This window comes from Acinetobacter sp. YH12106 (genome assembly GCF_013418995.1).
GTDB classification, from domain to species: domain Bacteria; phylum Pseudomonadota; class Gammaproteobacteria; order Pseudomonadales; family Moraxellaceae; genus Acinetobacter; species Acinetobacter pseudolwoffii.
This window is the reverse complement of record NZ_VPAV01000002.1, coordinates 190,146-215,159: the sequence shown is the minus strand read 5'-3', so window position 1 is coordinate 215,159 and position 25,014 is coordinate 190,146. Positions and strand designations below refer to the sequence as shown.

24 protein-coding genes are annotated in these 25,014 nt (G+C 45.2%); 12 read left to right on the top strand and 12 right to left on the bottom strand.

What is annotated here, in order from left to right:
* Positions 1-70: 70 nt before the first annotated feature.
* Entirely contained in the window at positions 71-946 is an 876-nt protein-coding gene (locus tag FTU45_RS03395) for a LysR family transcriptional regulator (protein ID WP_005095462.1), read from the bottom strand.
* 195 nt (positions 947-1,141) lie between these two features.
* The gene (locus tag FTU45_RS03390) at positions 1,142-1,378 is read right to left on the bottom strand and encodes a DUF2061 domain-containing protein (RefSeq protein WP_005172852.1); all 237 of its coding nucleotides are present in this window, start codon (positions 1,376-1,378) and stop codon (positions 1,142-1,144) included.
* Between the two features lie 261 nt (positions 1,379-1,639).
* Between FTU45_RS03390 and leuC the strand changes: the two genes are divergently transcribed.
* The 4 genes from leuC (at position 1,640) to leuB (ending at position 5,602) form a co-directional block, all read left to right on the top strand.
* Positions 1,640-3,073, top strand: a complete 1,434-nt coding sequence (gene leuC, locus FTU45_RS03385; RefSeq protein WP_100329282.1) for a 3-isopropylmalate dehydratase large subunit — start codon at positions 1,640-1,642, stop codon at positions 3,071-3,073.
* A 105-nt stretch (positions 3,074-3,178) separates the two neighbouring features.
* Positions 3,179-3,829 (top strand): 3-isopropylmalate dehydratase small subunit, encoded by a 651-nt coding sequence (gene leuD / locus FTU45_RS03380; RefSeq protein ID WP_005172848.1) that lies wholly within the window; start codon positions 3,179-3,181, stop codon positions 3,827-3,829.
* Between the two features lie 87 nt (positions 3,830-3,916).
* Positions 3,917-4,480, top strand: coding sequence for a hypothetical protein (locus FTU45_RS03375; RefSeq protein WP_005095471.1), 564 nt, complete (start codon positions 3,917-3,919; stop codon positions 4,478-4,480).
* A 42-nt stretch (positions 4,481-4,522) separates the two neighbouring features.
* Positions 4,523-5,602: a 3-isopropylmalate dehydrogenase gene (gene leuB / locus FTU45_RS03370; RefSeq protein WP_100329280.1), complete on the top strand. Its 1,080-nt coding sequence runs from the start codon at positions 4,523-4,525 to the stop codon at positions 5,600-5,602.
* Positions 5,603-5,685: 83 nt separating this feature from the next.
* Here leuB and FTU45_RS03365 read toward each other — a convergent pair whose 3' ends face one another.
* The 3 genes from FTU45_RS03365 to infA form a co-directional block, all read right to left on the bottom strand.
* Positions 5,686-6,090 carry a hypothetical protein gene (locus FTU45_RS03365; protein ID WP_100534762.1) on the bottom strand — a complete coding sequence of 135 codons (405 nt, stop codon included), beginning with the start codon at positions 6,088-6,090 and terminating at the stop codon, positions 5,686-5,688.
* A 146-nt stretch (positions 6,091-6,236) separates the two neighbouring features.
* A complete protein-coding gene (locus tag FTU45_RS03360) occupies positions 6,237-6,617 on the bottom strand; it encodes a hypothetical protein (RefSeq protein WP_180075930.1) in 381 nt (126 codons plus the stop codon).
* 132 nt (positions 6,618-6,749) lie between these two features.
* Positions 6,750-6,971 carry a translation initiation factor IF-1 gene (infA, locus tag FTU45_RS03355; RefSeq protein WP_001284370.1) on the bottom strand — a complete coding sequence of 74 codons (222 nt, stop codon included), beginning with the start codon at positions 6,969-6,971 and terminating at the stop codon, positions 6,750-6,752.
* A gap of 231 nt (positions 6,972-7,202) precedes the next feature.
* Between infA and FTU45_RS03350 the strand changes: the two genes are divergently transcribed.
* A complete protein-coding gene (locus tag FTU45_RS03350) occupies positions 7,203-8,210 on the top strand; it encodes an AraC family transcriptional regulator (RefSeq protein WP_005095477.1) in 1,008 nt (335 codons plus the stop codon).
* Positions 8,211-8,300: 90 nt separating this feature from the next.
* Here the strand turns inward: FTU45_RS03350 and truA are convergent, their stop codons facing one another.
* The 5 genes from truA to asd all read right to left on the bottom strand — a co-directional run bounded on the left by truA (position 8,301) and on the right by asd (position 14,345).
* On the bottom strand, positions 8,301-9,098 hold the full coding sequence (truA, locus tag FTU45_RS03345; RefSeq protein ID WP_180039689.1) for a tRNA pseudouridine(38-40) synthase TruA: 798 nt from the start codon (positions 9,096-9,098) through the stop codon (positions 8,301-8,303).
* 15 nt (positions 9,099-9,113) lie between these two features.
* The gene (locus tag FTU45_RS03340) at positions 9,114-10,082 is read right to left on the bottom strand and encodes an asparaginase (RefSeq protein ID WP_180075929.1); all 969 of its coding nucleotides are present in this window, start codon (positions 10,080-10,082) and stop codon (positions 9,114-9,116) included.
* A 47-nt stretch (positions 10,083-10,129) separates the two neighbouring features.
* Positions 10,130-11,440: a fimbrial protein FimV gene (locus tag FTU45_RS03335; RefSeq protein ID WP_100357557.1), complete on the bottom strand. Its 1,311-nt coding sequence runs from the start codon at positions 11,438-11,440 to the stop codon at positions 10,130-10,132.
* 67 nt (positions 11,441-11,507) lie between these two features.
* Positions 11,508-13,103, bottom strand: coding sequence for a hypothetical protein (locus FTU45_RS03330; protein WP_100357556.1), 1,596 nt, complete (start codon positions 13,101-13,103; stop codon positions 11,508-11,510).
* Positions 13,104-13,226: 123 nt separating this feature from the next.
* On the bottom strand, positions 13,227-14,345 hold the full coding sequence (gene asd, locus FTU45_RS03325) for an aspartate-semialdehyde dehydrogenase (RefSeq protein ID WP_100329275.1): 1,119 nt from the start codon (positions 14,343-14,345) through the stop codon (positions 13,227-13,229).
* A gap of 188 nt (positions 14,346-14,533) precedes the next feature.
* Between asd and FTU45_RS03320 the strand changes: the two genes are divergently transcribed.
* Both FTU45_RS03320 and FTU45_RS03315 read left to right on the top strand, forming a co-directional pair.
* Positions 14,534-15,664, top strand: coding sequence for an endonuclease/exonuclease/phosphatase family protein (locus FTU45_RS03320; RefSeq protein ID WP_180075928.1), 1,131 nt, complete (start codon positions 14,534-14,536; stop codon positions 15,662-15,664).
* Positions 15,665-16,078: 414 nt separating this feature from the next.
* Positions 16,079-16,414, top strand: coding sequence for a GNAT family N-acetyltransferase (locus FTU45_RS03315; RefSeq protein ID WP_257223945.1), 336 nt, complete (start codon positions 16,079-16,081; stop codon positions 16,412-16,414).
* A 55-nt stretch (positions 16,415-16,469) separates the two neighbouring features.
* Here FTU45_RS03315 and FTU45_RS03310 read toward each other — a convergent pair whose 3' ends face one another.
* Positions 16,470-17,405, bottom strand: a complete 936-nt coding sequence (locus tag FTU45_RS03310) for a hypothetical protein (RefSeq protein ID WP_005095497.1) — start codon at positions 17,403-17,405, stop codon at positions 16,470-16,472.
* A gap of 109 nt (positions 17,406-17,514) precedes the next feature.
* Complete coding sequence (locus tag FTU45_RS03305) at positions 17,515-19,413, bottom strand: ATP-binding cassette domain-containing protein (protein ID WP_005095500.1); 1,899 nt, start codon at positions 19,411-19,413, stop codon at positions 17,515-17,517.
* Positions 19,414-19,446: 33 nt separating this feature from the next.
* Here FTU45_RS03305 and FTU45_RS03300 point away from each other — a divergent pair, with 33 nt between their 5' ends.
* The 5 genes from FTU45_RS03300 (at position 19,447) to FTU45_RS03280 (ending at position 25,012) form a co-directional block, all read left to right on the top strand.
* A complete protein-coding gene (locus tag FTU45_RS03300) occupies positions 19,447-19,692 on the top strand; it encodes a SlyX family protein (RefSeq protein WP_005095502.1) in 246 nt (81 codons plus the stop codon).
* Positions 19,693-19,966: 274 nt separating this feature from the next.
* A complete protein-coding gene (locus FTU45_RS03295) occupies positions 19,967-20,965 on the top strand; it encodes a hypothetical protein (protein WP_180075927.1) in 999 nt (332 codons plus the stop codon).
* Positions 20,966-21,035: 70 nt separating this feature from the next.
* Complete coding sequence (locus FTU45_RS03290) at positions 21,036-21,485, top strand: ammonium transporter (RefSeq protein ID WP_005095506.1); 450 nt, start codon at positions 21,036-21,038, stop codon at positions 21,483-21,485.
* Positions 21,486-21,515: 30 nt separating this feature from the next.
* Complete coding sequence (topA, locus tag FTU45_RS03285) at positions 21,516-24,158, top strand: type I DNA topoisomerase (RefSeq protein WP_180001796.1); 2,643 nt, start codon at positions 21,516-21,518, stop codon at positions 24,156-24,158.
* Positions 24,159-24,256: 98 nt separating this feature from the next.
* A complete protein-coding gene (locus FTU45_RS03280) occupies positions 24,257-25,012 on the top strand; it encodes a hypothetical protein (RefSeq protein WP_005172813.1) in 756 nt (251 codons plus the stop codon).
* Positions 25,013-25,014: the final 2 nt, after the last annotated feature.

Here is a 25,014-nt window from a genome sequence, read left to right as displayed (position 1 = left end):
AATCCCCAGATGGGTGTATTTAGGTAACAAAATGCTGCACTGTTTTGAATGCAGCATTTTTAGAAATGAATTAAAGAGGCAGGGAACTACTTTGCATAAGTTGAACCAGAGCTTGCGCCGCTTTGGACTGAGTACGACCCGGATGCCAGACCATGCCTAGCCGGCGGTTCATTTCCAGATTGATATCCAGCTGATGCAGATCGTGATTGACCAGAGTTTTTGGCAGCACAGACCAGCCGAGACCAATGGATACCAGCATGCGGATTGATTCCAGCGGATTATTGCTCATGCTGACTTTTGGTTTAATGCCCTGTTTTTCAAACTCGGCCAAAGTAATCTGTGAGGTATAGGTTTGTGAAGACGGTAGCAGGCTCGGGTAATTCAGCAAATCTTCCAGGCACAGATTTTTTTGCTGGGCCAGTGGATGAAAGGGTGCAACTACAAAGACCAGAGGATCATTCCAGATGGTGACATAATTCAGACGTGCATCGCCCCGTGGCGGCAAGGTTAAAAATGCCAGTTCCAGATCGCCGGCAATGACTTGTTCGTGCGCCTGCTCGGAATCGACAAAATGTACATCCAGCCTTACATCCGGATATTCTTGTACATAGCGGCGCAAATGACTTGGAAGATGATGCAGGCCAATATGATGGCTGGTGCCGATTTTCAATTTTCCCTGTACCTGACCCTGTTCATGGCTCAAGGTATAATGAATATCACCGAGTTCATTCAGCCAGTTTTTCACTTTAGGCAATAGCGAATGCGCGGCATGGGTGGCTTGTACACCACGTCCGGCGGATTCAAACAGTTTGACCCCAAAATATTCTTCCAGACTGTGAATACGTTTGGTGACGGCAGGCTGGGTAATAAAAAGCTGATCTGCGGCCAGAGAAATCGAACCAGTTTCCATGACTTTTACGAAGGCTTCAAAAGCTGCGAGATTCATCTTAATCACCTATAAAGAATTTTTATGTGTAATTATATTATTGTTATTTTTTAAGAATAAATCAAAGCATAATTCGCTTGCTTCTATTGCATTGCTGCATTACTAAACATTTTCAAAGCCTTGGGATTTAAATAGCGCCAAAAAAAGACCCTCTTGGATGAGATGGTCTTTGGTCAGGAACATCGACAGAAAAGATCAGGCGGTGATGTCCTCATTCTGCTGTTCGATATTGCGCTCCCAAATTTTTTCGTGGAAGAAGAACGCAACTGCCTGTACTGTGGGTTCCAATAAACTTAAGGCAATTGCCATGGCCAAACTGCCAGTCACCAAATAACCGACAATCATCGCCACCGTGATGTGCATAATGTAATAGCTGAAGGTCTTTTTAAACATACGCTGATTATTGTCTACAAAACGTTGGATATGTGCCATGTCGAAGTTCCTCAAAATATAAATCTCTGTCTATGCAGGAATAATAATAATTCTCATTTGATTTGTAAAAACGAATATTTTTAATAAATTGATCGGAAAAGTAGATTTATAGGAATGCAGCGAAAGCATGATTTTATTCAGCTTTTGAAAGATTCCAAAAAGTTTTTTAACTAATAAAAATGATAAATTAGATTTATGTGACAGCAGCGATATAATCAAAATCAGAGCAAGAATTTACCCAGTCCAGTGGAGTACATCGACATGGCAGGCGCAACCCAAACAGCAAAAACATTATATGATAAATTGTGGGATGACCATTTAGTAACACAACGTGATGATGGTTCTGCCTTACTGTACATCGACCGTCACTTATTACATGAAGTAACGTCGCCACAGGCATTTGAAGGTTTACAACTCGCCGGGCGCAAGCCATGGCGTTTAAGCGCAAACATTGCTACACCAGATCATAACGTACCCACCTCGAAAAAAGAGCGTGAACAGGGTGTTGCCGGCATTGAAGATGAAACTTCGCGCATTCAGGTACAAACCTTGGACGACAACTGCAAGACCTTTAATATTGTTGAATTTGATATTAATGATATCCGTCAGGGGATTGCGCATGTGGTTGGGCCTGAGCAAGGTTTAACCTTGCCGGGCATGACCGTGGTCTGTGGTGATTCACATACTGCGACCCATGGTGCTTTCGGTTGTTTGGCGCATGGTATCGGTACTTCAGAAGTTGAACATGTATTGGCGACCCAATGCCTGGTTCAAAAGAAGATGAAAAACATGTTGGTACGCGTTGACGGTCAGTTGGGTCAGGGCGTGACACCGAAAGATGTGGTCTTGGCGATTATCGGCAAGATTGGTACAGCAGGGGGTACTGGTCATGCGATTGAATTTGGCGGTCAGGTGTTCCGTGACATGTCGATTGAAGGTCGTATGACCGTGTGTAATATGGCAATCGAAGCCGGTGCACGCGTAGGTATGGTCGCTGTCGATGACAAAACCATCGAATATGTTAAAGGCCGTCCTTATGCACCGACTGCAGAACAGTGGGATCAGGCCGTAGTGTATTGGAATACCTTACATTCGGATGAAGATGCACACTTTGATACAGTTGTGGTCTTGCAAGGCGAAGAGATCGAGCCGCAAGTGTCTTGGGGAACCTCTCCTGAAATGGTGATTCCAGTGTCTCAGGCAGTACCAACTTTGCAACAAGCCAAAGACGAAGTACAACGCAATGACTGGAACCGTGCTTATCAATATATGGGTTTAAATGCCGGTCAGGCCTTGGCTGAAATTCAATTAGACCGTGTCTTTATTGGCTCATGCACCAACTCGCGTATTGAAGATATCCGTGCTGCGGCTGAAGTGATCAAAGGTCGTAAAGTCGCGGCAAGCATCAAGCAGGCGATGGTGGTTCCGGGTTCGGGTCTGGTCAAGGCCCAGGCAGAAGCTGAAGGCCTAGATAAAGTGTTTGTAGAAGCCGGCTTTGAATGGCGTGAACCAGGTTGTTCAATGTGTCTGGCAATGAATGCTGATAAGTTACAACCGGGCGAGCATTGTGCATCGACGTCTAACCGTAACTTTGAGGGTCGTCAGGGCAATGGCGGTCGTACGCATCTGGTCAGCCCTGCAATGGCAGCCGCCGCGGCAATTGCCGGTCACTTTGTTGACGTGCGTAGTTTCTAAAAATCCCCCTCAGTCCCCCTTTTAGAAAAGGAGGAAGTTCCCCTCTTTAATAAAGAGGGGGTTAGGGGAGATTTAAAGTGATGACATTCTTTAGGAATAAAGACAATGAAAAAATATACCGTTGAACAAGGTATCGTTGCACCATTAGACCGGGCCAATGTCGATACCGATTTAATTATTCCAAAACAGTTTTTGAAATCAATCAAACGTAGTGGTTTTGGTGCGAATTTATTTGATGAATTGCGTTATCTGGATGAAGGCTATTTGGGTCAAGACAACTCAAAACGTCCTTTAAACAAGGATTTTGCATTAAACCAACCTCGTTATCAAGGCGCGAGCATTTTGATTTCACGCGCCAACTTTGGTTGTGGTTCAAGCCGTGAACATGCGCCATGGGCATTGGAAGAATACGGTTTCCGTACCGTGATTGCACCAAGCTATGCCGACATTTTCTATAACAACAGCTTTAAGAATGGCATGTTGCCTGTGATTTTGTCTGAAGAGATTGTTGATCAGTTATTCAAAGAATGCTTTGCAACTGAAGGTTATCAACTCACCATCGATTTGGACGCACAAGAAGTACGCACACCAAATGGTGAAAGCTTTCAATTTGAAGTCGATCCATTTCGTAAGCATTGCCTGTTAAATGGTCTGGATGATATTGGTTTAACTTTACAAGCTGCGGATGACATTCGTGCTTATGAGGAAAAAACCAAACAATCACGTCCATGGGTATTTGCCGAAATTCAGGGCTAAATCAGCGAAAATTGTCATAGCATGACTGCGATGCCCTTGCTAATATCGGAAGATTATTGGGTTTTTTGATTGGGTAAGACAGACATTATGGCGAATTATTGGAAACAGTGGCTTGCTTTAAGTACGGTGTCGGTGCTGATGACTGCATGTCAAAGCATCGATACCATGAAGCTCAAACATGCCAAAGAAAATGCCGAAAGCAAAAACAATGCGTTGATTTACTGTAAAGGAACATCGGATTGCCAGTTCGAGCGCTTAAACCAGACCATCATTGTCAATAACGACAATGGCCGCCTCAGTAATGAGGCGCGAAAGCAAAAACTGGTACGTTTGCAGGCTAAGAATTTGAATCAGGCCAATCCGATTTACTTGTCAGTACCCGCAGGACAGCATGAATTAGTCGTCCGTTTTTATCCAATCAGTAAGGATAAAGCGGAAATTTTACATGTGTTTCATCGCTTTCAGGCCAACAAAACTTATACCTTGAAAATGTTCCGCGACCGTAGTGCGCGTAGCAGCAGTTTATTAAATGCCTCTGCACCTGATCCGCTTTGCGTGGATTTATTGCAAGAGCAAAAAACCATTCGTCGTTTTTGCAAACCTTATAATGTGGTCAACGGCATTGCAGAGTTTGTAGAAAAGAAAATTTAACCTTTGTCAGGTCTGAATCTGACGCTTTAAACGGAAAATCTCATGTCTAAACAAATTTTGATTTTAGCTGGTGATGGCATCGGTCCTGAAATTGTCAAAGCGGCAGAGCAGGTACTGGATCGTGTAAATGAAAAATTTAATCTTGATTTGACATGGGAACAGGGTTTACTCGGTGGTGCGGCAATTGATGCCCACGGTTCACCATATCCTGAAGTGACCTCAGAACAGGCCAAAAAAGCCGATGCAATTTTATTGGGCGCCGTCGGCGGGCCAAAATGGGATACGATCGAGCGCTCAATCCGTCCGGAACGCGGTTTATTAAAATTACGTAGCGAACTGAACCTGTTTGCCAACTTGCGCCCAGCGATTCTCTATCCACAATTGGCTGATGCTTCAAGCCTGAAACCTGAAATCGTGGCAGGTCTGGATATCCTGATCGTGCGTGAATTGACGGGCGGTATTTATTTCGGTCAGCCACGTGGGATCCGTGAACTGGAAAACGGCGAGAAGCAAGGTTATAACACGGATGTGTATTCAGAATCTGAAATCAAACGCATTGCCAAAGTTGCCTTTGAAATGGCGAAGCTGCGCGGTGCCAAGGTCTGTTCAGTGGATAAAGCCAACGTACTTGAAGTCACTGAGTTGTGGAAACAAACCGTTACTGCGTTGAAAGAAGAACAGTATCCAGAAATTAACTTGTCACATATGTATGTCGACAATGCTGCGATGCAACTGGTGCGCGCGCCAAAGCAGTTTGACGTGATTGTCACCTCTAACCTGTTCGGTGATATCTTGTCTGACGAAGCAGCGATGCTTACCGGTTCAATCGGCATGTTGCCATCAGCCTCGCTAGATGAAAATGCTAAAGGCATGTATGAGCCTTGTCATGGTTCAGCCCCTGATATTGCGGGTCAAAACCTGGCGAACCCATTGGCCACAATTTTGTCTGTTGCGATGATGCTACGCTACACTTTCCGTGAAGAAGCTGCAGCCAAAGCGATTGAAGATGCCGTAGGCAATGTTTTGGATCAAGGCTTGCGTACAGCAGATATTATGTCTGAAGGCATGCACAAAGTCGGTACAGTTGAAATGGGTCAGGCAGTGGTTGCTGCATTGAACTAAGTCTGTTTTGATTAAAAAAATGATTAAAAAACGCAGCCTTGGGCTGCGTTTTTTTATGTCAGATTTCTCGTATCTGGCTCAGGTTAGCAGGTTCGACCTGTAGTACGAACTGCGGTTGCAATATTATCTTTGAGTAAGAAGGTGATCTTACATTGCAGATTGACGTCATAGCCACCTGAAGGACTCACAGGAACCGGAATAGGTACAGCACCGCCTGCTGCCGGAAACTGTGCTACAGGCAAAGGAATTGCAACAGGGCGCTGTACCACATAGCTTAATTGCTGGGCACTGAGTTCAGGCCCACTGACCTGCTGATAACCTAAACGTTTCAGATCCAGAGTTTGATCGATCAGCTGGCTGCTTTGTCCAATAAACTGCTGCAAATAGGCTTCGCGGTCAGATTGGCCCATATTAAGGGAATGTGCACAGCCCGCTATTAAAATACTGGCCAAAATACCGAGCGATAGTTGGAGATAGGAAAATCGCATCATTTCACTCCTGCACAGGAACGACTCATCAATAGTGTAGGCAGGAAGTGTGATTGGTATTGTTGTAATTTGACACGCGGTACAGATGGGAGCGAGAGCTAACTCAACATCAATCCATCCAAAAAATTGGACTACAGGATGACAGCTTAGCAAGCCCTGCCGGTATAGCGAACGGATTGGACAATTTCATCTTTCAGCTCAAACCGGATTTGGCATTTCATCTCGATGTTATAACCGCCATTTGAGGGCGTAGGCATTGGTACACCGATCGAAATACTCTGACTAATATTCGGTGTACCCATCGGAATATTCATGTCCCGAAAAATAGTGTAGCTGAGAAACTCTGTTGTCTGAATCGGTTGCTGGGCGGTTTTAAATCCCATTGCACTCAGATCAAGCTGGCTGCGAACCTGTGCTGCATTTTGACCGACATAGTGTTGTAGCGACTGATTTAGGTGATGTTTGCCGCCTGTGGCACAGGCGACGAGGATTAAGCTGCACAGCAGGACTAAGCACTTCATATTCATGGTTTTAGACATGTTATTTTAATTAAATGAATAGTCGTGAGTTTATAGTTCAGTGTCAAATTATTTTATTTTTCAATAAAAAATTAAAGCAATAAAAAAGCCACTAAAAGTGGCTTTTGCTTGCGCTAAAACTTAGCGTGCACGATAGGTGATACGACCTTTGGTCAAATCATAAGGTGTCATTTCAACCTTTACACTGTCGCCAGTTAAAATACGGATATAGTGTTTACGCATTTTACCAGAGATGTGGGCAATCACTTCGTGACCGTTCTCTAAACGTACACGGAACATAGTATTAGGAAGCGTCTCGGTGACAACGCCTTCGAACTCGATGAGTTCCTCTTTATTGGCCATAGCCTACCTGAATGAATAAATTGGAAAGGCGCAAATTATAGTCAATTTTTTTGCAAAATACAAGGTGAAACGGGTGTTAGACTGATCATCTGTCAGTAAAATAAGCGAACGATCAGGATAAACTTTTTAACTAAAAAAATGTCGGTTTCTGTTGTCAGTTTGGTCAATCGCAGTTAATCTAAAATTAATCTTTTTAAGTATAAATGAAGTACATACAAGGAAGGCTTTTGAGTGAGTCAGCTAACGGATGCATCAGTCGTATTGCGTTTGGGCTATCAGGCGATTCGTCGTGCGGGTTTGCCGACAGAAGAACTTTTGACCAAAGCAGGAGTTGCTTTAAATCAGGTCGAGGCCAATGACCGTACGCCGCTGAGTGCCCAGTATGCCTTTTGGGTGGCAGCTGAAGAAGTCAGTAAGGACCCGGATATTGGTTTGCATCTGGGCGAACATTTACCACTGTATCGTGGTCAGGTGATTGAACACCTGTTTGTTTCATCTGAAAATTTTGGTGAGGGACTGAAACGTGCCTTGGCCTATCAACGACTGATCAGCGATGCCTTTGCTGCCAAGTTGGTGATTGAAGATGATCGCTGCTATTTAACCAATGGCGAGCAGCCTTTTGCTGAAAGTCTGGTCAATCGTCATTTTACCGAGTGTGCCATGTCGGGTGTACTGCGTTTCTTCAAATTTATTACCGAAGGACGTTTTGAACCGATTTATATCGATTTTAATTTTTCCAAAGGTGCTCCTGACGAGGAATATTTCCGGGTTTATGAGTGTCCGGTCAGCTTAGGTCAAAAAGAAACCCGACTTTATTTCGATCCAAGTATTTTAGAGTTTCCGCTGTGGCAGGCTGAACCAGAGCTTTTACAATTACATGAGCAGCTTGCAATTGAAAAACTGCAGGAACTGGCGCGTTATGATCTGGTCGGTGAAGTTCGTCGTGCGATTGGCTCTACTTTGGAAAGTGGCGAAACCACACTGGAAACTGTAGCTGCACAGCTAAACATCACGCCACGCCGCCTAAGAACACAACTGAGTGAAGCACATACCAGCTTTCAACAGATTCTGTCGGATTATCGTTGTCGTCTGGCCAAGCGTTTGCTGGCGAGTACCAGTGAAAGTGTTGAAAGAATTGTCTATCTGACCGGATTCTCGGAACCAAGTACGTTTTATCGTGCCTTTAAACGCTGGACCAATGAAACGCCAGTGGAATATAGGAAACGCAAGCAGCGTTAAAAATCCCTCCTAACCTCCCTTTAAAAAGGGAGGAATTCCCCTCCTTTCAGAAGGAGTTAGGGGAGGTAAATATTCTAAAAAATTTAAAAATTATTCCGGCAGATTCAGCCAATGCGGCCCCAACGGTAATTTAGGCAATTCAAACTGCTCCGGATAGTCGGCATGAATAAAATATAAACCATCGGCAGGCGCAGTCACGCCAGCAGCTTTGCGGTCTTCGGCCGCGAAAATACTATCAATATGATCGGCAGCATACATGCCCTGACCAATTTCCAGTAGGCAGCCCATGATATTACGCACCATATGATGCAGAAAGCCATCGGCCTGAATATCCAGTACCAGATACTGACCATGCTGAATCAGACGGCAGTGGCTGACATGGCGCACCGGTTGATTGGATTGGCAGGCTGCAGCACGGAAGCTTTCAAAATTATGTGTACCTTCAAACTTTTTCGCAGACAGCATCATCTGTTCAATATCGAGTGGAGCATAGACATGGGTGACCTGTTTATGCAGCAAGGCAGGTCGCACAGGATGATTATAGACCACATAGCGGTAACGGCGTGCCTGAGCCTTAAAGCGGGCATGGAAGCTGTGATCCATCTCTTTGATCCACTGAATCGAGATATCTTTGGGCAACTGGCTATTGCAACCCATCAGCCAGCCACGTTCAGAACGAATGGCATCGCTATCAAAATGTGCCACCATATTGGTCGCATGTACCCCCGCATCGGTACGGCCGGCACCATGTAGGCTAATCGGTTGATCGGCAACCCGGCTCAGTACCTTTTCAATGGTTTCCTGCACACTTGCAACACCCGGCTGTTGAGTCTGCCATCCTCGATAATGCATCCCACAAAACTCAATTCCCACCGCAAAACGCTGCATAATGACCTCAAAACCTTATTGATCGTACCAATGACGATGCCATTGCTCTACAGTGTCATATTGTAAATACATTTTCAGGGCTTTTGCATACAGATCCGCATGGCCATAACTTTCATTCAGCAGAATTTTGCAGTGATTGACCCATTCTGCAATGGCATAGCGCTGATCTGTCGCGCCAAAAGGCACCTGGGTGGTCAGTACAGAGAGACAGCCTTGGTCATAGAGTTGATCAATGAGTGCGATCAGGGCCTCATTGACAGCGAGATTACCCGTGCCAAAACCTTGCAGAAATAAAAAATGCGGTGGTCTGGCTAATAAGCTGTGCAGGTTGTTCAGTTGCTGGGCCAGATCAATCGGTTGCATCATGATACTCATGCAGTTAAATCCAGCGGCTTTCCTAATATCTGCAGCTTTGACTTGATAACACTGCTGACTGGCCTGGATTGTAATATTGGCCTCAAGACCTGAGAAGGCATTTAACTCGGTGGTATGCTGTTTGAGTGCCGTCTGGGCATGCATTAGTTGATGATGAAAAGCCAGATAGACCCCGGCGCTACAGGTGCCAACCGAATCTAATGCAAATCTAAGGTTATCCAGCGCATCACTAAATTCGCGCTGCTTATTGCCCTGAGCATTCAGCAGCGGATATTGACTACCAGTCAGTACCACATGTGCCGAGTTGCCGAGAAAATGTGCCAGGACTGCACTGGCATAACTCAGCGTATCTGTACCGTGAATAATCACAAAATATTGGATCTTTCGAGATTGTAGTTCTTGAATAAACTGCACCAATTGCAGCCAGTCCGCTGCTGTACAGGCACTACTGTCTTTAATGGCTGGTGCGCGATGGCATTCAACGAAATATTGGTCTGCGAGTATCTGTTCGAGCTTGGGAATAAATAAATCCGCAGACATCGGGGCAAGTGGATCGCCGACACAGCCGAATGTGCCACCCATATAAATTAATGCAATATTTTTCATCATAAAAAAAGCAGCCAACCCTTGACTGCTTTAGTGTAAATCGAAATGCATCAAGATGCGATTTGATTCAGTAATTGCTCTGCGCGTTGCTGTTGCTCGGCCGTATATTCAGCTTCTCGCTCTGCAATGATCTCACGTGCGGCAACATAGGCACCGAGCTGAATATATTGCTGCGCAAGATCCAGATTCAGACTGGCCTCATTGATGTCCAGTAATTCCGGGAAAGATTGTACCAGTGGATCATGCTGGTCTGTGGCTGTTTGAACTGATGTAGCAGGAATGTCGAAAGTAACACCTGTTGCAGCAGGTTTAGTTTCTGCATGATCTAATTTAAAGTCTAGGCCTGATGAAAGGTCTGTCTGTGTCGCAGATTCACTCACAGGTGCAGCAGCAGAAAGACTAGACAGATCAAACTCAATTGCTGGTTCTGAGGTTTTTTTGGCGACAGGCGCTGGAGTTCCTATAGAAAATGAGAAATCCAGAGGCTTGATCTCTTCAGATACAGCAGCCGCTGTTTCTACTGGAGCAGCCTGCTGCAATTCCAGTTTAAAATCTAAAACAGGTGCAGTTTCTGTTGCTGCCGTAGGTGTAGTTTGCACAACAGCAGATGAAGTATCTTGAAATTCAAAATCTACAGCAGGTACCGGAGTTTCTTCAGATTTTGGCGCTATGACCGGCGTAGTTGTCGGTTCAAAATTAAATTCAAGTGGCTGAATATCCGCAACAGGCTCAATTGCTGGAGCTGGCTTGCTTGGTTGAAACTCTTGTTGCAACTGTTCAAATGCCTGCTCATTTGAAGGAGCGGGAGCGACCAGATCAGCAAAGGCATCGGAAGATGCCGAGGTTTCCTGTACAGATGAAGTTTTAAGCTGTGCACTTGGGAAATCAATCGTATCTTGAACAGCAGATAAAGATTGATCAAATTCACGCTGTTTGGCTTCAGCTTGCGCCAGAATCTCATCTAAATTTAAAGAACGGATATGGTTGAGCAGTTGTGAAATCGCAAACTCATCTTTCTGTAAGATATGAATATCTAACAACAGCAGATAGAGCTCATGCTGGGAATTGTCGCGATTCAATGCCTGGTTAATCTGAGCTTCGGCCGCAAAAAAATTACGTTCCTGAATCAGGCCTTCAATTTTTTTACGCGTTTCTGCGGATAATGGCGTTGCTGATTTTTTTGCGACCCCGACTGGCTCAACTACTTTGGTTTTTTGTGGGGCAGTTTTTGAAGCAGAGCCAGGTTTTTTCGCTTTTACAGTTTTAGTTTTTGCTTTATCTGATTCTTGAGCATCTTGTCGTTTTTTGACGACAATTAATACGATGATCAATATCACTAATGGAATCACATAAATCAGCATGTTTTACCCCTTGAGGATAGAGTGTATTCAATGTTCACTCATCCCAATAAATCGTCATGTGTAACTTTTAATTAACTGGCTTCTTATCTGCTTGTTGGGCTTTAAGCTGTTGTTGCAGCTGGGCCAGACGCGCATTTAATAATTGAATTCTGTGATCCTTCTGATTGAGTGCCAATTCTAATTCGGTTACGTTTCTCTGTAATTTAACGGTTTTTTCTCGGGCTGTCATAACTTTTAATGACAATTCCTTCGATGTTTGATTGTGTTCTGTGTTCTGGTTTGCAGAAAGCTGTCCGGAATCGTGCTGGTTCTCAGCAACCAGACTCATTTCAGCCTGATTCAGACGGTATTTAGTTTTGGTAGCAGGCTGAGAAGGTGCCTGTGTCTGCTTGGCGGCGGTGACTTTGATCGGAGCAGTTACAGTACTCATCATAGCTAAATTCAGTGCTGCACCTTTACGTAAACGATTGGCATTTCCTCCGATAAAGGCATGTTCATTGTTTTGCTTGATTTGCTGCATCACTTCATTAACCGGACGTTGCTGTTCTGCTGCAATTCGTGATGCGATTCCCCACAGCGACTCATTGGACTGAACCATATAAGTCGGTTGAGCTTGGGCTGAGGCACTCTTGGCTGGTGTAACTTTTGTTGTAATTGGAGCTGGGGTCTGTACAGGAGGAGTTGAGCCAGCCGATTTTCTGGCCTGTTCCTCGGCAAATTTCTTGACCAATGGATCGCTGGAAGCGCTTTGATGTTCAGAACCAGTCTCAGCCGGTTTTTGCATAGATACTTTATTTTGCTCTGGAGAAATATGATCTGCTGATAACTTGCTCGCTGGCGTATTTGCAGATACAGACTGTGCCGGCGTTGGTTTTACTGTAGCAACAGGCGGGGAGGGAATCGGCTGCGAAGTATGATGTGTTGAATCTGAAGTGGCCGATGCTGGAGTTTTAACCGTAGTTTGAGTATTGGCAGCAGTTACAGACTCGCTTTTAATTGTAGGAGCGATAGATTGCGCCGGAATCGATGGTGCTGCTGGCGCGAGTGTAGCTTGAGGAATTGAACTGCTAGACAATGTCGGCGGACTAACATGTTGCACAGCCAGCGGCTTTTCTAAAACCGGTTGCTTATTTGAAGTGGCTGGAGAGCTGTTATAATGGGTAGTCACTGGCAGGTTTAAAGCAATATCTTTTTCACTGACCATGACAACTGGCGCAAGTGGGCGTTCATTCTGTTTTAGACTGGCTTTTAATAAATCGGTTTTCGCTTGCAAAGGCGTGCGGATATGTTGCAAACGTGCAGCATTGCCTTCCTTAATTTTGACAATGATATTCAGTTCCCGATCGGTTATTGGTCGAGACGATGTAATGGTAATGACTCCGGTGCCATTAGTGCTACGCCGGGTGAAAAAGTTCAGATGACCAGGCGGTTGATGTGATGCACCCATCGAGATTAAATCTTCAGGCGAAGCCAGACTCACCTCAATCGGTAAATTCATATCAGATTGTCGAAAGGTCATTTCAGCATAGAGTAACTCTCCAGGCGCAGACTGGATCTGAACCGGATCTACGTTAATCGCATAAATATTCTGTGAAGCAACAATGGCTAAAATGGCAAGCTTTAATTTGTTATATACAGTCATCTTAATTGTGAGCTCAGTCATTATCGCATAGCGAAAATTATAGATTAACGGGATGTTTCTTTTTTGTAAAATACTTACGCAATAGTTACATAAAAAAGCCGATCAATAAAGATCGGCTTTTTGTTTTATATCCATCTCGGGATATTAAACGTTTTTATAATCAATCAGGATGCGCAGCATACGGCGTAATGGTTCAGCAGCGCCCCAAAGCAATTGGTCACCGACAGTGAATGCACCCAAGTATTCTTTACCCATGTTGAGCTTGCGCAGACGCCCCACTGGAACCGATAACGTACCTGTCACTGCAACTGGAGTCAGGTCAGTCATCGAGGCTTCACGGGTATTCGGAACCACTTTAGACCAGTCATTGGCACGTGCAATGATGTCTTCGATTTCATCCAGAGGCACGTCTTTACGCAGTTTTAGCGTCAATGCCTGAGAGTGGCAACGCATGGCACCAATACGCACACAGTGACCATCAATCGGCACGATCTGCTGGTTGCCCAGAATCTTGTTGGTTTCAACCTGGCCTTTCCACTCTTCTTTCGACTGGCCGCTTTCCAGTTGCTTGTCGATATAAGGAATCAGTGAACCGGCCAAAGGCACACCGAAGTTGCTGGATGGGAAGCCTTCACCGCGTTGTAATTCAGCAATTCTCGAATCGATATCCAGAATTGGAGAGCGTGGATCATCGAGTAATTCTTTGGTGTTATTGTATAAATAACCCATACCGCTGATCAGTTCACGCATGTTTTGCGCACCCGCACCAGACGCTGCCTGATAGGTCATAGACGTTGCCCATTCCACCAGATTGTTCTGGAACAGACCACCTAGACCCATCAACATCAAGGAAACCGTACAGTTACCGCCAACAAAAGTTTTGGTGCCTTTTACCAAACCGTCTTTGATCACATGCATATTGACCGGATCAAGTACGATGATGGCTTCATCATCCATACGTAAGGTCGATGCTGCATCAATCCAGTAACCATTCCAGCCTTCAGCTTTCAGTTTCGGGAAAACCTCAGAGGTATAGTCGCCACCTTGACAGGTAATAATGACATCCATCTGCTTCAGACTGTTAATATCTGATGCATCCATAAGTGCTGGGGCAGTCTTACCACCAAATGCTGGCGCTTCACCGCCTGCATTACTGGTAGAGAAATAAAATGGCTCAAAATGAGCAAAATCATTCTCTTCAACCATACGTTGCATTAGGACGGAACCGACCATCCCGCGCCAACCGACCAGACCTACTCTCATGTCACTTTGCCTCGGTGCGTTAAAAATTCTAAAGGGATTCGAGTGTATCAAAAAGGGACTCAACTGCAAGTGCTACACAATCAAAACATCAATATTCTTGAGCGAAATATCTGCTTTATGATACATACAAAATTGATAACGTCATTTTTCTTTCAGAAAAAATAATAACTTAATTAAGAGCACGCTTTATGATATGGGTTATCCAAATTGTGGCAATCATTGTCATTTGGTTAAGTTTCTGGTCACTGATCCCACACGATGAATGGTGGATTCGAGGTGCGGATTTTCCACGCTTACAAATTCTGGTCTTGGGCTTTATTGCCTTTGTGCTGTTTTTGGTGGTGGAGCATCCCTGGACTGTCTTGAATCAGCTGATTTTTGTGGCCCTGATTGCGGCTTTGGCTTATCAGCTAAAAATGGTATTGCCCTATACCTTTATCTGGAAAAAACAGGTCAAGCAGGTCAAACAGGATCAACTGGATCCGCAGCGGCAAATCTCCCTGATTGTTTCGAACGTACTGACCACCAATACTCAATATCATCGACTAATTGAACAGATCCAGACCCATCAGCCAGACTTGGTGTTAACGCTGGAAACGGATCAAACCTGGCAAAATGAACTGTCGGTGATTGAAGCAGATTATCCTTATCGTGTGCCTGTGCCTTTGGATAACCTGTATGGCATGCACCTGTATAGTAAACTGGAACTTCGCAATACCCAGGTCAAGTTTATTTTAAGCGACGAGATTCCGTCCATTCATACCACAGTGATTTTAGGCTCGGGACAGCCGGTGCAGCTGCACTGTCTGCACCCGAAACCACCGAGCCCAACTGAAGCCAAGGATTCTACTTTACGTGATGCGGAATTGTTAATTGTCGGGGATCAGATTAAAGATTTAGATGAAAGTTGCATCGTCATGGGGGATCTGAATGATGTGGCCTGGTCTCGTACTACGCGGCTGTTTCAGCGCATTAGCGGGCTACTGGACCCACGCGTCGGACGTCATTATGTAAACACCTTTCATGCAGATTATCCTTTTTTTCGCTGGTCGCTCGATCACGTATTTCACAGTACCGATTTTGCCCTGGTCCATATGGAACGTCTGCCCCATATTGGTTCTGATCATTTTCCGGTCTTTCTGGTTTTACAAACCGGTCGGGTCTTTGAGCATATTCAGGAAGAATTGGAGCAAACCGATGAAGATGAGCAGGAAGCACAAGAGGCCATAGAAGAGGGGATTCAAAAAGCAGAGAAAGAGGAAAAAATGGTGACCGATGAAATTGCCATGGCTTATAAAGATGGCGGCAAAATTTCTTAACTTTTTAAGAGAAAAGTGTAAGAGATTGCTTACATCAGTTTGCGCTTCTTGCGGATGGGCAATCATGAGCAATCCAGGTATTCTAGGTTTATCAGCACAGGGAGTCGAGAAAGGATATTCTCATAAGGAAGACGAAGCTGAATGAAAACATCATGGATATGATGCTGAAAGGGAAATCACAAAAAATAGAACCAATTATAATAGATGAAAGCACAACCTCATTAACCCGGGTTTTACAGGATGTAGAACTCGGGTTAAATTATTTTTAGGATGAATTTTTTTAAATATTTAATTGATTATTAAAGATAATTTTAGGTTTAAAGCTATATTTTTACAGTGCAGAATGGAAAATGTTATTGCCAGTGATGACTCAGTGAATGGATCAGAAATACTTCAGCTCTATCGTGCCAATCCATGGTCTACTGCCGAAAACCACAACATTTATTACAGGCTTTACAACATTCGCATGGTCTGGTCACTGCACGTATAAATGGTCAGCTGGTCGGACTGGCGAATGCGATTTCAGATGGCTCTCTGGGGGTGTATTTCCCCCATTTATTGGTTGGTCTAGACTGGCAACGACAAGGCATTGGTCGGCGGATCATGCAAAGTATGCTGCAATATTATTCAGGATTTCATCAGCAGATTTTAGTGGCCGATCAGCAGATAATAGGAATTTTATCAGGCTTTAGGCTTCACACGTGCGGGACTAACGGAAGCTATGTAGATCTATCAAGGTACAGATCATGAGCAGGATTTTAAACTATAGGAGCTGTAGCGATTTAAAGTCCGGGATCAAACAGATTTAGTAAATTTCCTTATAACCTTCAGGGCGAGTTTTAAAACGGCGGTGGAACCACATATATTGGGTCGGTGCGATGCGTAGCTGCTGTTCAATTATCAGATTCACGCGAGTAGCATCCTCGACTTCATTCTCACTAGGGAAATTCTCCAGTGCCGGTTCAATCAGTACATGGTAGCGTGGATTTTTGATATCGCCATGACGATAGAAATATAAAGGAATCGCAGCAGCTTTGGTCATTTTCAGTAAACGACGGTGCGCGGTGACGGTTGCCGCCGGTACACCAAAGAAAGGTGCCATCACCCCTTGTTTTAAACCATAATCCTGATCCGGACTGTACCAGATTGCATGGCCTTTTTTCAGATTACGTACCAGACCGCGCATATCATCATGATCAATTTGATGGGCATAAATCGTGGCGCGACAACGGTAAATCAGCATGTCCAAAAGTGGATTATTCTGTGGGCGATACACCACATCCGGTTCAAAATATTGTGCACACAGATATCCACCAGCATCCAGTAAGGTCGAATGCGTGCCTAGTAACAGCATACCCCGGCCTTCGGCTTGAGCATTCTGAATATGTTCCAGTCCTTCAATACTGACGCGATCCTGAAACCATTTCGGACTGTACCAGGCATTTAAGGTTTCAAAAACCCCCAGCATTTGATCGATAAAAACCTGACGCGCATTGTCCTGTATTTGCTCGGCAGACCATTCAGGAAAACAGACTTCCAGATTGCGCAGTGTGGTGTCGCGACGTGAGGGCAGATACTTAAAAGACAGATGGCCCAGCAGATAGGCCAGACGATACTGAATGGCCCATGGTAAAATCGCCAAAATCATCAGGAAAATAATACCCAGCCAATTGCCCCAGTATCGAGGTAACAGGAATGACCATTGAAATTCGCCGGGTTGATATGCAGGCTGGGTACTCATAGAACAATATAGGGCTAAAAGATTAAGTGCAGTCTAACAGAGAAGATTCTTGAAATAAAAAAAAGCATCTGTACGAATACAGATGCTTGAGCAAATACTCGTGGAATATTTAGCCGTTGCTAAGGTTATCCAGCTCTTCCCAACGTTCTAATTTTTCCAGTAACAGTTCATCAATTTCTGATAAACGCTGAGACAGTTGCATGGCTTTATCGGAATCACTGACAAATAAAGAGCCATCAGCCAGTTGTGTATTGATCTCGGCTTGCTCTTTTTCCAGCGCTTCCATTTCAGCCGGAAGTTGCTCGAGCGCGCGTTGATCTTTGTAGCTGAGTTTGACTTTTTTGGCAGCAACGGGTGCGGCTTCAGCTTTGGCCATGGCTTTTTTCACGGCACTTTTTTGATCGACCACGGTTTGATCCGGACGCTGTTCAAGATAATCCTGATAACCACCGACATATTCGTCGATATTGCCTTTACCATCAAAGACCCAAGTTGAGGTCACCACGTTGTCCATAAAGGCACGGTCATGCGAGATCAATAACAAGGTGCCTTTGTAGCCACCGAGCATTTCTTCCAGTAACTCTAGGGTCACCATATCCAGATCGTTGGTTGGTTCATCCATCACAATCAGATTCGATGGTTTCAGCAACAGTTTCGCCAGCAAGATACGGTTGCGTTCACCACCAGACAACGCTTTGACTGGGGTACGTGCACGTTCTGGCGAGAACAGGAAGTCTTGTAAATAGCTATAGATATGACGACGGTTACCATTCACATCCACGTGGTCAGAGCCTTCAGAAACATTATCTTTGACCGACTTTTCCAGATCCAGTGCATTACGCAGTTGGTCGAAATAGGCTACTTCCAGCTGTGTACCGGTTTTCACCGTGCCGCCATGCTCCAGCTCGCCCAGAATGGCTTTAATCAGTGTGGTTTTACCGACACCGTTATCACCGACCAGACCGATACGGTCACCGCGTAAAACCAGTGCCGAGAAGTTGTTAATGATCGGTGCATTGTCACCGAATTTCACACTCAGGTTCTCAATCTCAAAGACCAGTTTGCCGGAACGGTTGGCATCCTGAGTCGCCATCGCCACTTTACCTTGTTGCGAACGGCGCGCTTTGGATTCTTCACGCAGTGCTTTTAGAGCGCGAACACGACCTTCGTTACGGGTACGGCGTGCTTTGATGCCCTGACGGATCCAGACTTCTTCTTCCGCCAGCTTTTTATCAAACAGCGCATTCTGCTTTTCTTCAGCTTCCATTTGCATGGCTTTGAGTTCTAAGTAACGTGAATAGTTACCTTCATAACTGCGCAATTGACCACGATCCAGTTCCACAATACGGGTGGCAATGCTGTCGACAAAGGCACGGTCATGCGAAATGAACAACAGGGTCAAATTGTTTTGATCGAGCAGGAATTTTTCCAGCCACTCGATACTTTCAACATCTAAATGGTTGGTCGGTTCATCCAGTAATAAGACGTCTGGCTGAGTCAGCAAGGCACGTGCCAATAGGACACGACGCTTACGACCACCCGACAAATCGGCAAGATCTGCATCTGGGTCCAGACCCATTTTGCTTAAAATCGAATTGACCTTGGTTTCCAGCGCCCAGCCATCGAGCTGGTCCATTTTGTGTTGCAGATTGCCCATGCGGTCACAAGCGTCCATATCGCCCAGTACACAGGCTTCACTGGCTGCATGGTAGGCACGCAAAACTTCCGACGCTTCACCGGCACCGTCAGCCACGATATCCGCCACTCGGCCTGAGTCCATCGGTACATCTTGCGCCAGCATCGAAATCGTGATGCCATTTTGTAATGAAACTTCGCCGCTATCCGGCAGTAAACTTCCTTCAATCAGCTTAAGTAAGGTAGACTTACCCTCACCATTACGGCCAATCAAACACACTCGTTCGCCGCGCTCCAAGTTAAAATTCGCGCCGTTGAGCAGGGCGGGTCCACCAAACGCAAGTTGGACATCCCTAAGGGTAATATAGGCCATAATGTTTCCTGAAATCCCCAATGAGGACTTTAAATGACTAAACAACAAAATCTAAATGATCAGGCGTCATTTTCCGCACCCATTGAAGATTTGCAAGTGCGAATTGCATTTTTAGACGATTTAGTTGAACAGTTGAATGATCAGGTGGCTAAACAGACTCTGGAAATTGCCGATCTGAAAAAGCAAATGAGCCTGTTATATCAACGTGTTGAGTCCTCAGACCGCTCTGAAGGAATTGCGGATTTTGATCCAGTTGCTGATCGTCCGCCACATTATTAATTTGCAAGCAATCATTTAATAAAACCCTTATATGCGATAAGGGTTTTTTTATTACAGCTGCTATTTCACCGATGATTCGATTCATTTAATCAGCTCTCAGCCTGGAATCTAGCGATTTCTGACCTGCTTGCAGCAAGATCAAATATGTAATCTTCCACTCGGTTGGAATCTGGTAAATCCGCTGCAACCTGAATATTCACCATGAAATTATTTGACCTTTCACTCACTTCCTACTCTAATACTGGCTTTCAGGTACATTTCAGAAGCTTGTCCCATGCATCCAAAAGTTGTTCTACTCGACCTCGAAAATAATTTTCCGACGGCCAAGTTACTGCGTGAAATTGTGACGCATTATTCCAGCCTGTATCTGTTTAATTGTGCCGGAACATTTGAATTTTCATTAGAAGATTTAACCGAGCTGGCCGGCTGGATTGCGAGTGGACAGATCATCATTCTGGATACACCTGAATCGCCCCAGAAAGAATATGAATATGCGGTCATTGTCGGTCAGCTGATGGCGCTGTTGGAGCCGGAAACCGAAGTCGAGTTGATCTCGGCGATGGACCGCAGCGAGATGTTGCAGCAGATGCTGCAAGCCTCTGATATTAAATGTAGCCTGATTCAGATTCAGCCCGATGAAGTCTCTATTCCAGCAGAGCATGTTAAAAATTACCTGCCTAGTCTGGAGGCGATCCGCAACAAACCGGCCTTGCAACTGGTGAAAAAGTACTGTGATGCTCTAGGGGAAATGAGTGGTAAGCCAAATACCTTGGAAACCTTAAAAAATTCAGTTGCCAATATTCTGCACGTCATGCCCGTGAAGGCCCAGCATGTGGTCGGCATGCTGATTAACCTGAAAATCGTCAAACGCTATGATGAGCAGATCAGCTTCCGTAAAAAAGTCCTGAAACAGTGGCTACAGCTCAATCTGGATGAACAAGATCCGCTTGAAAATCCAAAACTGGATCAGGTCCTGTCCCGGCTCAAAGTGGATGATGCTCCAGTTGAATCATTGCAAACTCCGATCCAGTCAGCCCAGCAAGACCTGTTTAAAAACTTTAACCGGATTGATCCGGTGCAACTGGAAGTCGCACGTAAACTGCGTGAATTGCAGGGCGATAAACCCAAAGACATTTATGAGTTACGTGATTTACTGGAACAGTTATTTCCAAAATCGGACATTCGCTTGCTGCTGAAGGAGCTGATCGAGAAGGGTTATATTTACTGGAATGGTCACGAAGTTTTATATAGTCATGAAATGTTCTTGAATTAATTTTATCGTGCAAACTTGCGTTTTATATTGTGCTTATGCAACTCTAATAATAGAACATAAAGGTTGAACTATGGAAAACACTGGAATTTGGGTAGCGGTGATCATCATCATTTTTGTCATGGGGTCAATTTTTGGCTTACGTGTCAGCCCAAGAGAAAAAGCGCTTGGCATCATGCGTGACAAAGCCCGCAAAATGGGTCTGCATCCACGTTTGGTGGTTGCACCCGACTGGACCAAAATTCCAAAGGCCACTGAAAGTCGTGCCAGTATGGTTGCGTACTACAGCGTACTCATGCCAGATGCGCGTTTACCCTTGATGCGTGCCCGTGTTGTCGATAATAAACTCGAAATTGTGCAGGGTGATGAGAAATTTAAAGATTTTCCCATTGCATTAAAAGGCATTTATGCTATTGATATGCAGGCCAACTGTGTCGGATTGTATTGGGATGAACATGCTGATTTAAGAGCAGCCCAACTCGACGATATCAAAGCACTATTACACGCTTTGGCTGAACTTTAATTTAGAAATAAACAGGATTAACGGTTAATTATGGCGAACGCTCCTCGGTCCACATCAAAAAGCAGCACAGCAAAGTCTCCCGACGCTGGAAGTAAGCGTGCCTTAGTGATTGTGGAGTCGCCTGCAAAAGCGAAAACAATCAATAAGTACCTTGGTCCAAACTACATCGTAAAATCATCAGTCGGTCATGTCCGTGACTTGCCAACAGGCGGCTCTGCCAAATCGACAGAGAAAAAGCCGGCGACACGCACCAAACTGACAGATGAACAGAAAGCTGAAAAATCACAGAATGCGTTGATTAACCGCATGGGTGTCGATCCGGAACATGACTGGAAAGCCAAATACGAAGTGCTGCCCGGCAAAGAACATGTGGTTGCCGAACTGAAAAAACTGGCAGCGCAAGTCGATGAAGTCTATCTGGCAACGGATATGGACAGGGAAGGGGAAGCGATTGCCTGGCATTTAAAAGAAGTGATTGGCGGCGATGAGTCACGTTATCAACGTGTGGTCTTCAACGAAATTACCAAAAATGCCATTCAGGAAGCCTTTAAGCATCCTTCACGTCTGGACACCAATAAAGTCAATGCCCAGCAGGCACGCCGTTTCCTGGATCGTGTCGTCGGCTTCATGATTTCACCACTCTTGTGGGAAAAGATTGCCCGTGGCCTGTCAGCCGGTCGTGTACAGTCGGTTGCGGTGAAACTGGTGGTTGAACGCGAACGTGAAATTCGGGCCTTTATTCCTGAAGAATACTGGCAGGTGTTTGCCGATACCAAATCGAAAAAAGATGACATCCGTCTGGAAGCAGTCAAGCAAAATGGCAAGACTTTAAAGCTTCGTAATAAAGACGAAACGGATGCACTGTTAAACCTGATTAAAGATGCGGATTATACCGTTTCTGCCCGTGAAGATAAGCCAACCAAAGTCAATCCAAGCGCGCCCTATATCACGTCAACGTTGCAACAGGCGGCCAGTACCCGTCTCGGTTTTTCTGTGAAGAAAACCATGATGCTGGCACAGCGCCTGTATGAAGCCGGTTTCATTACCTATATGCGTACCGACTCGACCTTCCTGAGTGATGATGCGGTAAGCATGGTCCGTGGCCATATCGAATCAGAATTTGGTGAGAAGTACCTGCCGGCCAAACCCAACCGCTATGGCAATAAAGCCGGCGCGCAAGAAGCGCATGAGGCAATCCGTCCATCTACTGTGAGTCTCAAAGGTGACAGTCTGGTCGGTGTGGAGCGTGATGCACAGCGTCTCTATGACTTGATCTGGCGCCAGTTTGTGGCCTGTCAGATGACACCGGCTGAATACCTGTCTTCAACCATTTTAGTCAATGCCAATGGCGTAGAACTGAAAGCCAAAGGCCGGACGCTGGTCTTTGATGGTTTTACCCGGGTGCGTGGTGCCAACAAAGCGGATGACGATATTCTATTACCGGCAGTGAAAGTCGGTGAAGTGCTGAAACTTCAGAAGCTTGATCCATCTCAACATTTCACCAAGCCACCAGCTCGTTTTACTGAAGCCTCACTGGTCAAAGAACTCGAGAAAAAAGGCATTGGCCGTCCATCGACCTATGCTGCAATTATCTCGACCATTCAGGATCGTGGTTATGTGAAGCTCGATAACCGTCGTCTCTTTGCCGAGAAGATGGGTGAGATCGTCACCGACCGTCTGGATGAAAACTTCAATAACCTGATGAACTACGCCTTTACCGCAGATCTTGAAGGTCAGCTGGATAAGGTGGCAGATGGTGAACGTAATTGGAAAGAGCTGTTAGACAGCTTCTACGGCGATTTCAAGCAGCGTTTGACTACGGCACAAGGTGAGAACGGTATGCGCCGTAATCAGCCAGTGGAAGTGGATGCGGTACATTGTAAAGAATGTGAGCGCCCAATGCAGATTCGTACCGGAACCACAGGCGTTTTCCTGGGCTGTTCTGGTTATAACCTGCCACCGAAAGAACGTTGCAAGGGAACCTTGAACCTGACCCCAGTCGAGTCTTTGGCTGCACTGTCTGATGATGATGCGGCCGAAACCGCTGACCTGATGTCGAAGAAACGTTGTCCGGTGTGTGAAACGGCAATGGACAGCTATGTGATTGATGGCGGTCGTAAACTGCATGTTTGTGGCAATAACCCGGACTGTGATGGTTATGAACTCGAAGAAGGAGAGTTCAAGATCAAAGGTTATGATGGCCCAACCATTCCATGCGACAAATGTGATGGCGAAATGCAGCTTAAAACGGGTCGTTTTGGTCCATACTTCGCCTGCAACAGTTGTGACAATACCCGTAAAGTATTAAAGAGTGGTCAGCCGGCACCTCCGCGTGTCGATCCGATCAAGATGGAACATTTGCGCTCGACCAAGCACGATGACTTCTTTGTGCTGCGTGATGGTGCGGCCGGTTTATTTTTGGCTGCCAGCAAGTTCCCGAAAGTGCGTGAAACACGGGCACCGAAAGTTGCCGAGATTCGCTCTGTGGCTGAACAGCTAGATCCGAAATATCAGTTTATCTTGCAAGCGCCTGATGCAGATCCGGAAGGTAACCCGACTTTGGTGAAATTCAGTCGCAAGAACCAATCGCAATATATTGGCTCTGAAAATGCGGAAGGCAAGCAAACCAAATGGTCTCTGGTTTACCAGGATGGAAAATGGGTTGAAGCCTAAATAAAGTTTAAACTTGAAAAAAATGCTGACGAAAGTCGGCATTTTTTATTTATGATGTGTCGATATTTTAAAAAAAATAAATAAGGTTGCTTGGGGATATGTGGAAAAAGATTCGGATTCTGATTTTATTAAGTATTTTATTGATCGTTGCAGTCAATGCCTATCGTGATCAAAATCAGAACTGGTCAAAGCCGGTCATGGTTCTGTTGCATCCGATTAATGCAGATGGATTACCGACCACACAGCAATACATCCAGCAACTGTCAGTTCAGGATCTAGAAACGGCAAGAGACTTTCTACAAAAATCAGCACAGCAATATCGGAATCAACCCACTTATTTTTATTTTAATTTGGGTCGTGAGCTTAAAGTTTTACCGCCTAAAGTCCCTGAGCAGGCCTCAATTTTCGATACTGTTGTATGGAGTTTAAAGTTTCGATTTTATGCCTGGAAACAGCAACAAAGTTCGGACCCTTCTGCCAGTCTGACCCTGTTTTTAAATTATTATGATCCGGCACAAACCCGGCAATTAAAGCATTCAACTGCCTTGCAAAAAGGCCGGATTGGTTCGGTCAACCTGTTTGCCTCTCAAAAGCAGTCTGAACAAAATAAAATTGTTTTGGTACATGAGTTACTGCATGCCTTTGGTGCCAGTGATAAATATGATCTGGCCACAGGTCAGCCGATTTATCCAATAGGTTATGCATTTCCAGATCAGCAACCTGTGTTCCCACAAGCCAAGGCAGAACTGATGGCAGGACATATCCCGCTGTCCGAAACCACGAGTAAAATGCCGGGATCTCTGGATCAGACCCTGATTAATGAGATCACAGCAATTGAGTTGGGCTGGAAATAAAG